This window comes from Methanohalophilus euhalobius (genome assembly GCF_900215215.1).
Taxonomy (GTDB): domain Archaea; phylum Halobacteriota; class Methanosarcinia; order Methanosarcinales; family Methanosarcinaceae; genus Methanohalophilus; species Methanohalophilus euhalobius.
This window is the reverse complement of record NZ_OBDR01000009.1, coordinates 1-13858: the sequence shown is the minus strand read 5'-3', so window position 1 is coordinate 13858 and position 13858 is coordinate 1. Positions and strand designations below refer to the sequence as shown.

The 13858-nt window shown below is 42.6% G+C and carries 12 protein-coding genes and 1 pseudogene; 5 read left to right on the top strand and 8 right to left on the bottom strand.

Going from position 1 to position 13858, the window contains the following annotated elements:
• Nucleotide 1 precedes the first annotated feature (1 nt).
• Nucleotides 2-1090 carry a class II fructose-bisphosphatase gene (gene glpX / locus CP947_RS07915; protein ID WP_096712679.1) on the bottom strand — a complete coding sequence of 363 codons (1089 nt, stop codon included), beginning with the start codon at nt 1088-1090 and terminating at the stop codon, nt 2-4.
• A gap of 73 nt (nt 1091-1163) precedes the next feature.
• Nucleotides 1164-1673 carry a KEOPS complex subunit Cgi121 gene (gene cgi121 / locus CP947_RS07910; RefSeq protein ID WP_096712678.1) on the bottom strand — a complete coding sequence of 170 codons (510 nt, stop codon included), beginning with the start codon at nt 1671-1673 and terminating at the stop codon, nt 1164-1166.
• A gap of 175 nt (nt 1674-1848) precedes the next feature.
• Between cgi121 and thrC the strand changes: the two genes are divergently transcribed.
• Together thrC and leuS are read left to right on the top strand one after the other, a co-directional pair.
• Nucleotides 1849-3051: a threonine synthase gene (gene thrC / locus CP947_RS07905; RefSeq protein ID WP_096712677.1), complete on the top strand. Its 1203-nt coding sequence runs from the start codon at nt 1849-1851 to the stop codon at nt 3049-3051.
• Between the two features lie 12 nt (nt 3052-3063).
• Nucleotides 3064-5949, top strand: a complete 2886-nt coding sequence (gene leuS, locus CP947_RS07900; protein ID WP_096712676.1) for a leucine--tRNA ligase — start codon at nt 3064-3066, stop codon at nt 5947-5949.
• Nucleotides 5950-5981: 32 nt separating this feature from the next.
• On the opposite strand, the gene CP947_RS07895 is transcribed toward leuS, so the two are convergent.
• Nucleotides 5982-6587, bottom strand: a complete 606-nt coding sequence (locus CP947_RS07895) for a hypothetical protein (RefSeq protein ID WP_096712675.1) — start codon at nt 6585-6587, stop codon at nt 5982-5984.
• 181 nt (nt 6588-6768) lie between these two features.
• On the opposite strand from CP947_RS07895, the gene CP947_RS07890 reads away from it, so the two are divergent.
• From CP947_RS07890 to CP947_RS07880, 3 genes are read left to right on the top strand one after another with little or no spacing between them, the layout of a single operon-like run.
• Complete coding sequence (locus CP947_RS07890) at nt 6769-7278, top strand: ArsR family transcriptional regulator (RefSeq protein ID WP_096712674.1); 510 nt, start codon at nt 6769-6771, stop codon at nt 7276-7278.
• Entirely contained in the window at nt 7275-8063 is a 789-nt protein-coding gene (locus tag CP947_RS07885; protein ID WP_096712673.1) for a DUF7839 domain-containing protein, read from the top strand. Before CP947_RS07890 ends, CP947_RS07885 begins: the two co-directional genes overlap by 4 nt.
• Before the next feature lie 9 nt (nt 8064-8072).
• Nucleotides 8073-8606, top strand: a complete 534-nt coding sequence (locus CP947_RS07880; protein ID WP_096712672.1) for a metallophosphoesterase — start codon at nt 8073-8075, stop codon at nt 8604-8606.
• Nucleotides 8607-8611: 5 nt separating this feature from the next.
• Here CP947_RS07880 and CP947_RS07875 read toward each other — a convergent pair whose 3' ends face one another.
• From CP947_RS07875 to mtbB, 5 genes and pseudogenes are all read right to left on the bottom strand, one after another.
• On the bottom strand, nt 8612-8845 hold the full coding sequence (locus tag CP947_RS07875; protein WP_096712726.1) for a hypothetical protein: 234 nt from the start codon (nt 8843-8845) through the stop codon (nt 8612-8614).
• A 74-nt stretch (nt 8846-8919) separates the two neighbouring features.
• Nucleotides 8920-9486, bottom strand: a complete 567-nt coding sequence (locus CP947_RS07870) for an RPA family protein (RefSeq protein WP_096712671.1) — start codon at nt 9484-9486, stop codon at nt 8920-8922.
• Nucleotides 9487-11037: a replication protein A gene (locus CP947_RS07865; RefSeq protein ID WP_096712670.1), complete on the bottom strand. Its 1551-nt coding sequence runs from the start codon at nt 11035-11037 to the stop codon at nt 9487-9489.
• Between the two features lie 94 nt (nt 11038-11131).
• Entirely contained in the window at nt 11132-13015 is a 1884-nt protein-coding gene (locus CP947_RS07860; RefSeq protein ID WP_243641525.1) for a cation:proton antiporter domain-containing protein, read from the bottom strand.
• Nucleotides 13016-13120: 105 nt separating this feature from the next.
• Nucleotides 13121-13858, bottom strand: a pseudogene (gene mtbB, locus CP947_RS07855) ([dimethylamine--corrinoid protein] Co-methyltransferase); the annotation flags it as partial.

Genomic DNA, 13858 nt, shown 5'->3' with positions numbered 1-13858 from the left:
ATTATAGCCTGAGAGGCGTGCTTTCCTTATCATGTATATATACCGAATCTGAAAATTTGACAACACCCGAACTACCCATTGATATACTATGTACCCTTGCGTCCCCATAACCAAAAAGGTTGGTGCCTTTGAGGAAATGCCCGGAGGTCACACCAGTTGCAGCAAAGATTACATCTTTACCGGGTACAAGTTTTTCAGTGTCAAGAACATCATTCATGTTGTCTTCGTTTATGCCCATCTTTTTAAGCCGGGGCATCTTTTCCTCTACCTCCCGTGCAATTACATCATCGGGTTTGCGATTGGCAACTGAAGGTAAAACCAGGCGTGCAAGCACCTTACCACCCAGGATCTTCATTGCAGAGGCTGTAAGTACAGCTTCGCCCGAGCCACCCGAACCCATTACCACATGGATACCTGAGCCACGTATAGCCGTTGATACGCCGGGCATAAGATCACCGTCGGAAACCAGATTTACCCTGGCACCGGTTTTCCGGATTTCCTCGATTTTATCCTTATGACGCTCACGGTCCAGAATCACAACCACAAGTTCCTCTACACTGCGGTTTAAAGCACGGGCCACTATCTCAAGATTGTCAATTGCTGGGGCGTCCAGATCAATTTCCTCTCCCGGGTGTTCGCGTTCATACTTTACGACTTGTGGACCTACCACGATTTTATCCATATAGACATCTGGACCGTGGAACAAACCATCGGGTTCGGACATGGCCATAACTGAGATGGAACCCGGTACACCGTCTGCACATAGATTGGTACCCTCCAGCGGATCAACTGCAATATTTACCTTAAGGTCACCTTTACCTGTACCGACTTCTTCACCAATATAGAGCATTGGTGCTTCATCCCTTTCACCTTCACCGATCTGGATGACACCACTGATATCCAGGCAATTAAGCATCCTGCGCATTGCTTCCACCGATACCTGATCGGCATAATTCTTGTCACCCCTGCCTATCTGATGGGCAGCAGCAATAGCAGCAGCTTCTGTGACATGGATCAGTTTGGGGAGTAAGGCACTTTCTATCGGACCGGCATTTTTCATAATATTCTCTGCAGTCTTCGGGTGTGGCATTAATAATCCTCTCATTTGATAGATATATAGATGAATAATCTGTATGTACTTATTAATAAGTTTACCAATGGACTTATTTCAGGATGTCCACCAGTGACACTCGCTCCAGCACGATGTCAGGTATCCGCGATACACCGATTGCATCTGTCTCTGCAGAACCGATTCTGAAATGAGCCCTTACAGCCTCTTCCTTTTGGACTGAATAACCGACCACTTCAATCCTGGAGACCATTGAATCAAGTGCAGGTAAAACAGCATCTACATTATTTTTTTCACCCAGGACAAGAAAAACAACAGAAATATCCCCTTCCTTCATACCCATAGAAAAAGCTTCAACAATCTGTCGTTTTCCGGAAGCATACCGGAGAATTTCAACCCCCAGGTCCCGGGCCACATTGCTGCCGGAATCGAATGCTTTTCTGGCTTTTTTTATTGCAAGTTCGATATGGGCCCTACCTGCTATTTTGCCTGCATCCATTGCCTGTATGGTAACATCATGTTCATCTGCAATATCATTCAGTTTTTGCAAAAAAGCATTCAAGTCATCAACAAAAAGAGTACCCTGAACAGTCTTCCAGTACATGGTGGATAGGTGGGGCTTCCCTACAATAAAGATAACGGTGGTCTTTCAACAGATTTAATAACAATTACATAATAGAAGGGGTCAGGCGCCATTTCCGAGTACTTTATTTATATTGGAATTGATTAGGTTATAAGATTCACCCTATTAAAACTTTAAAACTATCAGGAGAACTCCAATGTACTATTTAAAATGCATCGAATGCGGTAAGGAATATCCTAAAACAGAGGTCCTGTATACCTGTGAATGCGGCGGTTTGCTTGATGTAATTTATGATTATTCTCAGATTGATATTAAAAGGGAAGATTTAGAGGGAATTGCACTTTCTGTATGGAAATATGCAAAACTTCTTCCTGTTGACAGAAAACCTATAACAATACAGGAAGGTGGCACACCTCTCTATAAATGTGACAGGTTAGCCGAAAAGATTGGTGTCAGGGAACTATATGTCAAACATGAAGGCATGAATCCTACCGGTTCCTTCAAGGACAGAGGTATGACCGTAGGTGTCAGCAAAGCCCTGGAATTAGGGATGAAAACAATTGCCTGTGCATCTACAGGTAATACTTCCGCAGCCCTTTCCATCTACGGTGCAAAAGCGGCAGTTCCTGCTGTTGTACTGTTACCGGAAGGGAAAGTTGCACTGGGCAAGGTTGCGCAGGCCCTGATGCATGGCGCAAAGGTGCTTAGCATACGCGGCAATTTCGATGATGCTCTGGAACTTGTAAGAGAACTCTGCGATGAGGAAAAGATCTACCTTTTAAACTCCATTAATCCCTACAGGCTGGAAGGACAGAAAACAATAGGTTTTGAAATCGCAGACCAGCTGGATTTCCAAATGCCTGACCGGCTGGTACTTCCGGTAGGTAATGCAGGCAACATTACTGCCATCCATAAAGGCTTCAAAGAATTCAAGAAACTGGGAATTACAGATAAAGTCCCACAGATGATGGGAATACAGACTGAAGGTTCTTGCCCAATAGTAAAAGCCGTAAGGGAAGGAAAAACTGATATTACCCCTGAAAAGAATCCCGAAACTATCGCAACAGCAATCCGGATAGGGAATCCGGTTAATGCCAGAAAGGCCCTTATAGCAATTTCCGAATCAAATGGTGGTGCGGAAAGTGTTACTGACGATGAATTGGTGGAAGCCCAGATAGACCTGGCACAACTTGAAGGAATCGGCGTTGAACCTGCAAGTGCCACCTCTGTTGCCGGTCTGAAAAAACTTGTAGAGACCGGAGTAATAGGTGCAAATGAATCCGTGGTCTGCGTGACTACAGGACATCTTCTCAAGGACCCGGAAGAAGTAATATCCGTTGCACCAAAACCCATTGTAGTTGATGCCACAATGGAGGCTATCAGAAAGGTCCTGTACTGAGGGGAAATGAATATGGAGCAGAACTACAAACCTGCCATCATTGAAAAAAAGTGGCAAAATATATGGTCTCAGGACAAAGTTTTCGAGGCCGAACCTGACAGCCGGAATAAATATTTCATAACTGTTCCCTACCCATATCTCAATGGGAATCTGCATGCAGGCCATACCAGGACATTCACCATCGGGGACGTTATTGCAAGGCACAAGAGGATGCAGGGATACAATGTACTCTACCCGATGGGATTCCACGTAACCGGTACGCCCATTGTAGGACTTGCTGAACTAATCGCCAACAGGGAACCCCAGACGATGGAAGTCTATTCTAAGTTCCATGGCATTCCGAAGAATATCCTTGAAGGACTTGATTCTCCGGAAAAAATCGTGGAATATTTCAGTGTGGAAGCAGAAAAAGCCATGCGATCCATTGGATATTCCATTGATTGGAGAAGAAAGTTCACCACGACCGATGAAACATATAAAAAATTCATCGAATGGCAATACAATCTGCTTTACGAAAAGGGACTGATTGTAAAAGGTTCACACCCTGTCAAATGGTGCCCCAATGATGACAATCCTGTGGAAGACCATGACATCCTCAGGGGAGAAGAAGCCACTATCGTGGATTATACCCTGATCAAATTCACCTACGATGGCATGGTATTACCCTGTGCTACCCTGCGGCCGGAAACCACATTCGGGGTCACCAACCTCTGGATAAACCCTGATGTGGAATATGTCAAGGCGAAAGTGAAAACCGACGAGTATGAAGAGACCTGGATTGTAAGTGAAGAAGCATACAACAAACTTACCTACACAGATCGTAGAGTCGAACTCATAGGGAAAATAAGTGGCCTGGACATCATCGGAATAAAGGCCAAAAACCCATTGACAGACTCGGAAGTCATCACCCTTCCGGCATCTTTTGTCAGGGGAGGGAACGGAAGCGGAGTTGTTATGAGTGTGCCCGCCCATGCACCTTATGATTATCTGGCCCTGAAGGACCTTTATGATAGAGACCTTTCAGAATACGGTATTACAGAAAATCTCCAGAACATCCAGCTCATACCCCTTATCGATGTTCCTGAATACGGAGAATATCCGGCAGTTGAAGCGGTGGAGGAATTTGGAGTACAGGACCAGGATGATCCAAAAGCCGAATCTGCAACAAAAATGGTCTATCGGCGGGAATTCCACGGAGGTACCCTGAAAGAAAATACCGGGAAATATGCAGGCACAAGGGTCTCAAAGATAAAAGATCTTCTTACACAGGATTTGATCGATGAGAAAATCGGCGAGATATTCTATGAATTCAGTGAACCTGTGGTCTGCCGGTGTGGAACCCCATGTGTAGTAAACATGGTTAAGGGCCAGTGGTTCCTCAATTATTCCAATCCGGAATGGAAGGATAAAGTATACCGCTGCATAGAAAATATGGATATAATCCCCGAAGAACTGAGGGTGGAGTTCAATAATAAAGTTGACTGGCTTAAAGACAAAGCCTGCGCCCGTAAAAAAGGCCTCGGAACACGCCTGCCCTTTGATAAGGACTGGTTGATCGAATCCCTGGGAGATTCCACGGTATACATGTCCTACTACATAGTTGCAAAGTTTCTCTCTGAAGATATTAAGACCGAGCAACTGGTGCCCGAACTCTTTGATTATGTGCTTCTTGGAAAGGGAAGGGTGCAGGATGCAGCAGAAAAAAGTGGAATTGATATCTCTGTAATTGAAAGCATGCGAAAAGATTTCAATTACTGGTATCCCGTCAATCTCAGATCCTCAGGAAAAGACCTGATACCCAACCACCTCCTGTTCTTCCTTTTCCATCATGTTGCGATATTCAAAGAAGAGAACTGGCCTCGTGCCATTGCAATCAATGGTTTTGTATCTCTAGAAGGACAGAAAATGAGTAAGTCCAAGGGACCACTGCTAACACTCAGTGAGGCAGTGAAAGATTATGGTGCGGATATTTCCAGGATGTATATCCTGTCCAGTGCCGAACAAACACAGGATGCAGACTGGAAGAACAGTGGCATCGAGTCCGCCAGGAGACAGATCGACAGGTTCTACCATTTTGCAAAAGATACTATCGATACCAAATGTACCTCTGGAACCTACAGGGAAAAACAATTGATAGACAGGTGGATACAGAGCCGCTTGCAGCAGCGTATCAGTGAAACAAACGAGGCCCTTAAAGGTATACGCACCCGGCAGGCCCTACAGAATTCTTTCTTCCTGCTTCTTAATGATGTGAAATGGTATCAGAGAAGAGGAGGAAAGACCCTCCAGTATGATATACTCGATACATGGGTGCGCCTGATGGCACCTTTCACTCCCCACATATGTGAGGAAATCTGGAGTGAAATGGAAGAAACGCAAGGTTATGTGTCCCTGCAAAAATATCCTGAGTATGACCCACAACTTATCGACAGGGATGCCGAAGCCGGCGAAGAGCTGATCAGCAACACTTTTTCAGATGTTGAGGAAATAATAAAAGTCACCGGTATAAAGCCGCAAAAACTTGTCCTCTATACAGCCTCCCAATGGAAATCAGAAGCTTTTAAGCAGGCTCTTGAACTCCAGCAACAGGGAAATCTCAACCCGGGAATTCTCATAAAGAATCTCATGCAGGATCCCGAAATGAGACCTTACGGTAAAGAAATACCCAAGTTTGCAAAGAAAGTTGTTGATGACATAAAGGCCATGAAAGAAGAGAAATTCGAGATGGTATACGGTTTCAACCTGGACGAAAAAGAAACGCTGCAAGAAGCAATAAGTTTCTTTGAAAAGGAAATTGGTTGTGAAGTGCAGATAGCCAGGGAAGGTGCAGAGACGTATGATCCCGAAAAGAAAGCCCGCTTTGCAGCACCAATGAGACCGGCTATTTATATTGAATGAAGGGGATTATACCTTTCTTTTTTACCTTTCTTTTAAGTTGCCAGTTTTGTTTGTTTAGTCTTGGGTACAAGGCCTTCCAGATTCATAAGCGCCTTGAGCACCGGAAGGAGGACTATACCTACATACCGGAGATTATCATTATCTTTCCCGCTTATTTCATAAGCAGGGTCAACCGAGGGAATGGATATCCGGGTAATAGAATTGCGCAGGATCTTGATGTCTTTTTCAGGTATTTCTATGATAGGATTGCCCTTTTGCACTGCATCCATGATCGTATTTTCATGAAAACCCATCGATTTTAACTCTGCCCTGAAAACCGGCCTTTCCAACAGAGAAGAAAATACATAGATTGCTACATAGATGCGTTTGGATGCAGGAACATCCTTCAGATGATGACCTATAAGAGAATAAATATTATCTTCTTCTTTCTCAGCATTATCTGGAAGTTTATAGGTCTTTGATGGAGGCACCTCTATTTCATCAAGTTTTTTCAGATCTCTCAGTGCCCTCAAATAACCGGTCATGATCAAACGATGCTCATCAATACCTTCTGATTTGAGGTCTCTCGTGATGCCACTGATCGAAAGCTGTCGGTTATCAAGCAACCTGAATATTTTAGAATACAGTGCCTCTGTCATAATACCTGAACAGTATTGTTAACAGGATTGAATAAATGTAACGGTATAAATGTACAAGGAAAAAACTGCGATAAGTATCAACACAAATACTACAACACATTTATTAATCTTAAGACCATATTAGTATAGCTGTATTAACCTTTTCTAAATCGAATCAATTACCTACATATGAGGTTTTGTGATGCCCAGGAGAACCCGAATAATAAACGACCCATCTGAAATGGTACCCCTCCTACAAACATTCAGATCAAAGGAGCATAAACATGTCTTTAACGCACTCAGTTCAGAGTGGATGACAAAAGGCCAGCTTGACGAAAAAATGGGAATTGACACAGAGGAAAGTATCGATATACTCCAGAAATGCGGGTTACTGGAAAGCCAGTGGCGCATGCCCAAACCTGGAAAAAAACCGGATAAGGAATATCACTCATCGTATTCAAAAGTACAGGCGAATTTCCAGTGTTCTTTTGACGACCTCAGTGAAATAATTACTTTAACATTCACTCCTTACGAAGAGATAAAAGATCTGATAGGAGAACTTGAAAAGGAAGTAGAAAGTGGCAACCATTCTATGAGTGCTCTTACACGTAAGCTCAACAGAAGTGCATTATACATAAGATCCCTTGCAAGAAGAGCAAATGGGTTAACGGTTATGGGCCAGAGATTGAAAATAAATGAGGAAAAGAAATGATTGACATTCTCCAGAGTAAAAGCGGCATTACCAAATTCCAGATACTTATCGAAGTTGCCGCCCATCAACCCAATGTCAGACAGAAAGAAATAGCAGAGAAAGTCGGAGTAACCCCCCAGGCAGTTTCAGAATATATCAAGGAACTTACATCTGAAGGATATATTTATTCTGATGGGAGGGTACGTTACAGAATTACAAAAAATGGAGTAGAATGGGTCCTGGAAAATGCTGCTGACATGAAAAGATATGCCAAATTCGTAATGAGTGATATCATAAGCCATGTATCTACCTGGACTGCTATTGCCGATGAAAATCTGGATAAAGGCGAAGAGGTCTATCTTCATATGAGAAACGGTCTGCTATATGTTGACACTAAAGAAGAAGCAGATGCCCGGGGTGTCACCGTATCTGATGCAGAAGAAGGAGAAGATGTAGGTGTCACCAACCTTACCGGGATGATCGATCTGGAAACGGCAAGTATTACAGTCTGCAAGATTCCCCGCAGCGAAAGACAGGGGTCCAGAAATGTAGATTTGGGACGATTGAAAAAACTCACCGAATCAAAGGACTATATAGCGGTGATTGGAGTTGAATCGCTCGTGGCACTCAAAAAAATTGGAAGTCAACCCGATGTTATGTATGGGGCCAAGGAATCGGTCGTAGAAGCTGCATTCCATGGGCTTTCATCCCTTGTGCTTGCAATCGATGAGCAGGTCCCGACTATAATGAGTAAACTTGAAATGGAAAACCTGGAATACGAACTTGTAGACCTGAGTCTCCATTAAGGTAAAAACATGAAGATACTAGTTATTTCAGATACACATCTCAAAAGTGGAGAATTTCCTCCTGATTTGAAAACCCTGATTGACAGATATGACATGGTAATACATGCAGGGGATTTTACTACACTAGAATGTTATAAGGCTTTCAACGATACAGGGAAACTCAAATCAGTATATGGAAATTCTGATACATACGAGTTAAAAGAGATTCTTCCCGAAACCCTGCAACTTGACATTGACGGCATAAGGGTCGGCGTGGTCCACGAAGCCGCCCTATCAATAAACGATACAACTGCCCTGCGCTACAAAGCCCTTGAAATGGGTGTTAATGTGCTTATATTCGGCCATATTCACAGCCCAATCCTGGAAAAAACAGATGTACTGGTATTGTGTCCCGGCTCTCCGACATCGCCCCGCATGTCAGACCCTATGGCCGCCGAACTAAATATTGAAAACGGTGAAGTAAAAGCAAGATTTATAGAAATTAAAGGAAATTCCTGTGGATTTGTCGGATTTTCAAGAGAACTAGAAAAAGCGGACAATTAATCCGTTTACTTTTTCCCATCAATCGTTTCTATTTTAAATATAACTCCAAGCCCATTGAGGCTCAGGTGTACTTTATCCCCAAACTGGAGGATATCCTCAACATGAACATTATTGCCCCATTCATAGACATAGTCATAATATCCCTGAATTGGTTTAAACCCCAGAGACAGAAGGCGACGGTTAACTTCAGAGGGACTGGCACCTTCACTGTTAAACCACACCAGCAGATAAGTTTTCACAAATATCACCCGAATAAAAATAGATTTACTCATTTATTATACTTATGCAAAAAAAGGTGTGCATAAAGCACACATCAAATCTGTTCTTTCAGGGATTTCAAAGCATCCAGTACCATGGATGAATAACTTCCCTTATCGGTGTTGTAATGTTCTTTAGCACGAGTCACATATGTATCCGAACCATCCAGATCATTTAATCTGTTAATTGTCTGAATAGCAGTATCAACAACCCACATATCCCGTGTGTTACCATCAACTATGCTTATGGATTCAGGTCTTATGGAAGTAATAGTGTCCCCATCAGGAGTCTCATAAACACTGGGTTTGCCTGCAACAGCTACAAATGCGGGAGTTTCACATTCTGACAACAGTTGTGCTGCTTCCGGTTGATACTGACCTGCATATATTGTGAAGGTACCTGTAGGATCTGTAACCCGACCTCTCCAGTATTCCGCTTCATTGCCTATATTTTCCTTCTCGATAAGAGTCCCTACAATAAAAAGGCGATTTACCCTGGCCCCGGTTGGTGTTAACAGATACTGAGGAGAATAAACATCGTCACCTTCCCTGAATGAGAGATCCGAATTCCTAAACTCTTTTGCAAACATTCTTTTTGCTACTTCACGTACATAGGTAGACATTCAGGCCACCTCCAGATCTGCAATAAGCTCATCAACCTTTTCCATATCAACAGTGGATAATGGTTCAATGGATTTTGCTATTAAGTAACGATCAGCAAGCGATCCTTCCACACAATAATATTTTCCCACAAGGTCCTCACGCATTTTACTTACCACTACCGTTTGATCAAGGGCATCTGCTGCAAGATTAATTGCTTCCTCAAGAGTGATACCGGTCAATTCTTCGGTAATTTCCCTGTTCAGAAGAACATCCTGCACAGTTTCCCCATTATCAAGCACAGCTTTGATACGCAGGTCATAATTCCCATCAACCTTACCGTGCTCCATACAGGCTCCTTTTGTAAGTGCCCGGTTACATTCAGGACAGCGCTTAATAAGACCGGACCCATCCTGGATATCAATCATTGCACCCTGGAAACTATTAGCTCCCACTTCTATTTCTTCAGAGAGAGGTTCAATTGTAGTAGTACGGTTGAGAATTACCTCATAGCTTCCATTCCACTCATTGACAACAATGTTATTGAAACGATAAACATGTCCTTCTTCTACATCAGGCAGATCATCACGAGACCATTTGACGAATTTGATAGTACCGGATTCATCCCCAAGAATGCCAACCTGGGATATTGCATCATTTGAATTGTCCCATAATTGGACAACCTTGGCTTCAATGTTGGCCCACATGTTTTCCTGACGTAATTCTGAAAGTAAACGGTCTTCAGCCGACCCCTGGGGCTGGAAGGAGGTATCAATATCTTCTTCCAGAGGCTCAATGTTACTGGTGCGGTTTAGGGTAACTTCATACTTACCATTCCATTCATTGACAACCACGTTACTGAAAAGGTAAGATTTACCTTCTTCTACATCAGGCAGATCATCACGAGACCATTTGATGAATTTGATAGTACCGGATTCATCCCCAAGAATGCCAACCTGGGAAATTGCTTCATTGGAATTGTCCCATAACTGAACAACTTTGGCTTCAATGTTGGCCCACATATTTTCCTGATTCAGATCTGATACCTGACATTCTTCAGAAGCACCAGCCGAAGTTGAACCTGCATCAATATCTGTTGCAAGCGGTTCTATAGAACTGGTACGATTCAGGGTTAATTCCAGCTTACCATTCCATTCATTAACAACCACATTACTAAAACGGTATGATTTACCTTCTTCAACGTCAGGAAGATTATCCCTGGACCATTTGATAAATTTTATTCGACCTGTAGAGTCGCCTACGAGACCTACCTGGGAAATTGAACTGTTTGAATTATCCCATAATTGTAGTACTTTAATGTCGACATTTACCCATTGGTCTGCTTTCACATCCGCAATATTAGACATTGTTGCGGGTTTTGATTGGTTGAAAAATTCATTCTTGTTGACATTATACTGCTTAAGTAAAACATTTACAGTATTTTTTCGTGCCTCATTGGCAGGAACTTTGAACTTGTTAACAAGTTTATCTAGCCGTTCTTCAATCTCTTCCAGAGGAACTTCTATTCCCATATCCTTAAATTGGGTCTGTATACTCTTTGCAATATCTTCCATAAAATCACCTTGACCTCTTGTTTTTAATTCTAGAGAGGCAAAGACGAATATGGCGTTTGGGTATATATAGATGTTTGAAGTGGACTGAAAGTAATCAACGCTCAAAAAGGTCTGCAACCTTCTGTGCTGAATCGCCTTCACCAATTACAGTTACAATGTCGTCATATTCAAGCACGACACTTCCATTGGCAATAAAGGAGTCCTGACCTCTTCTAACCATAAGCAGAAGACTGCTTTCAGGCAAGTTAAGTTCCCTTATAGCTTTGCCTACAACTTTGGGATTACTTACATGTGCCTCTATGATGTCGGCTCCTTCCTCTACTTCACACATGGAGAACATATGAGGACGGCCAACCATATTATCCAGCACAAGAGCAGTTGTCATTGCAGGACTCATTGCTCTTATTTCAAGGTCCCAGAAAGCATGAAGATTTTCAATATTATTTACACGTGCAACGATCTGGTCCTTATCAAAATTAAATTTGGTCTTGGCAATCTGGCAAATCAAAAGATTAGTATTGTCCTCATCAGTAGTTGCAACCACATATTTAGCATGATCAATTCCTGCTTCCTTAAGGACATTAATATCTTCCGCATCACCATGCACAACTCTTATATCAGATTTCATCAATTTCTGGCAATTTTCTTCGGAAGGGTCTACAACCACTACATTTTCCCCTCTCTTTTCAAAACGCTCGGCGAGAATCTGTCCAACCTCACCGCCACCTACAACAAGTATCTCCATTGGAATCACTCCTAAGAACTTAGCTACACGATTGGCAAGGGAACCGGTCATTAAAACCGTAATGATGATGGTAATAAATATAAGTCCTACAAGGGCATCACCGCCTACCATCCCCATTGAATTTAACTTTACTGCAAAATAGGTTGCAATCGAAGCTGGAACCACGCCCCTTGGACCAACAAAGGAAACGAATAATTTCTCATTCCGATTAAAAGATGTACCCCTGGTAGAAAGAAATACAGAAATTGGCCTGGCTACAAAAATCAAAACCATTACAACCGCTACACCCACAAGCCCTATCTGTATAATATAATCAAAACGCAATAATGCTGCAAGTAACAGGAAGATCAAAGACAACATCATCAATACAAGATCAGCCTTGAACTCTTTTAGTGCAGACTTATAGGGAACTTTGGATGAACCTACCATAATACCAAATATTGCAACGGCAAGAATTCCCGATTCATTGGCAAAAGATTCAGCAATCACAAAGGTGGCAATCACCATTGTAAAGGTAATGAACCGTACGGTTTGTTCAGTAAGAAGCATTTTGCCAAGGATACTTCGCAGCAAAAAACCACTGGCCAGCCCTAAAATCAGTCCCATTCCTATTCGTTGTATGAGAAAACTGACAAGTTCCAAGCCGGAAAGAGGTGAGACAATCAATTCAAAAATAAGTGCCGCCAATATGACACTTGCAGCATCATTGAGAACACCTTCAAGTTCAAGTATCTTGCTAACTTTATGGGGAACATTGACATTCCTTACAAGTGGAGTTATTACAGTTGGACCGGTAGCTGTTACAAGTGCACCAAAAAGGGCAGCAATATTCAAAGGTAGTCCTGCAATATAGTAACTGGCAGCCGTGGCTAGTATAAATGTTATAACAATACCAAATATAACAAGTCTTAGTACACTTTTTTGGATACTACGTATAGAATGAAGGTCAATGTGAAGGCCACCTTCAAAAACAATGACAGACACACAAAGGGCAACAATTGCTGAGAGGCCTTCACCTAAAATCATGGGATCCAATATATTAAGAACTTCAGGACCTGCGATTATTCCTTCAATCAGAAGGAAGATCAATATAGGCATACGAAAACGCATACTCAGCAGATGAGCTATAATAGTCATAAGAAGCACAGCAAGTGCAATCTGTAAGAAATATATTGACTCCACCCTGTCATCTCCCAGTGAGGTTAATACAATAACCAGAAAAAAGGTTTTCATATATAAATCTTTTATGAAAAATATGAGTTCACAAAAGATCGTATTCTATTTAAAAAAAGAAGAAAGAAGTCCTATCTGCAAAAAGCAGACAGAACATTATTTTATTTATCCAGTGATATCCCTGAATTTATCGCAGCAGTTGATATCAATATCGAGAAGTTTCTCAATATTCATCTTGGATGCGATACCTTTGGCACATCCTGGAACAGAGGTAAGTACACCAATATCAAGTTCTTCACGGATATCCCTCATGACATATTCGTCACTCAGGTCAAGTGCCTGTACACCGAGTTTCTTGGCAACATAATCCTTGGCTTCATTTATGCGCATGTTCTTGGAGAACTGCATCCTGGCAACAAGGTCACCTGCTGCACGCATACCTGTAAGACCGGAAGCCATGATGTGTGAGATTGGCATACCGATTGGGTCGCCAACTCCGATCTATATACCATCGACACCTGCAATCTCAACCATTGCCTTGCTGGCACGGGTTACTGCATCGATAGGTGGAGTCTCAAACATCGGGATACCGCCGACACCCATACCCATATCAACATGACAGGGAATGTTTGAAGTTTCAACCGTAGCTTTGGTGAAGGTTACTGCACGGGCAAGGTTCCATGCGGAGGACTTGCTGGTGTTGGTGTTACAGACCGGACCGAACACGTTTGCACCTGCTTCTTCTGCAAGGGGTGCCTGCTCGTGTGGCCATAGACCTGCAAGAGGCTTACCTTCAAACTCAAGTTCACCGTGCATACCAAGAGTACATTCTCCGGCCATACCTGCTTCAATGTAGATGTTAGGGAATTCTTCCCGCAGTGCCTTGATAGAATAAAGGGAAGC

What these genes read in the sequence shown, in the direction of transcription:
- glpX (WP_096712679.1), bottom strand. Translation starts at nt 1,090, where the DNA reads ATGCCACACCCGAAGACTGCAGAGAATATTATGAAAAATGCCGGTCCG.
- cgi121 (WP_096712678.1), bottom strand. Translation starts at nt 1,673, where the DNA reads ATGTACTGGAAGACTGTTCAGGGTACTCTTTTTGTTGATGACTTGAAT.
- thrC (WP_096712677.1), top strand. Translation starts at nt 1,849, where the DNA reads ATGTACTATTTAAAATGCATCGAATGCGGTAAGGAATATCCTAAAACA.
- leuS (WP_096712676.1), top strand. Translation starts at nt 3,064, where the DNA reads ATGGAGCAGAACTACAAACCTGCCATCATTGAAAAAAAGTGGCAAAAT.
- CP947_RS07895 (WP_096712675.1), bottom strand. Translation starts at nt 6,587, where the DNA reads ATGACAGAGGCACTGTATTCTAAAATATTCAGGTTGCTTGATAACCGA.
- CP947_RS07890 (WP_096712674.1), top strand. Translation starts at nt 6,769, where the DNA reads ATGCCCAGGAGAACCCGAATAATAAACGACCCATCTGAAATGGTACCC.
- CP947_RS07885 (WP_096712673.1), top strand. Translation starts at nt 7,275, where the DNA reads ATGATTGACATTCTCCAGAGTAAAAGCGGCATTACCAAATTCCAGATA.
- CP947_RS07880 (WP_096712672.1), top strand. Translation starts at nt 8,073, where the DNA reads ATGAAGATACTAGTTATTTCAGATACACATCTCAAAAGTGGAGAATTT.
- CP947_RS07870 (WP_096712671.1), bottom strand. Translation starts at nt 9,486, where the DNA reads ATGTCTACCTATGTACGTGAAGTAGCAAAAAGAATGTTTGCAAAAGAG.
- CP947_RS07865 (WP_096712670.1), bottom strand. Translation starts at nt 11,037, where the DNA reads ATGGAAGATATTGCAAAGAGTATACAGACCCAATTTAAGGATATGGGA.
- CP947_RS07860 (WP_243641525.1), bottom strand. Translation starts at nt 13,015, where the DNA reads ATGAAAACCTTTTTTCTGGTTATTGTATTAACCTCACTGGGAGATGAC.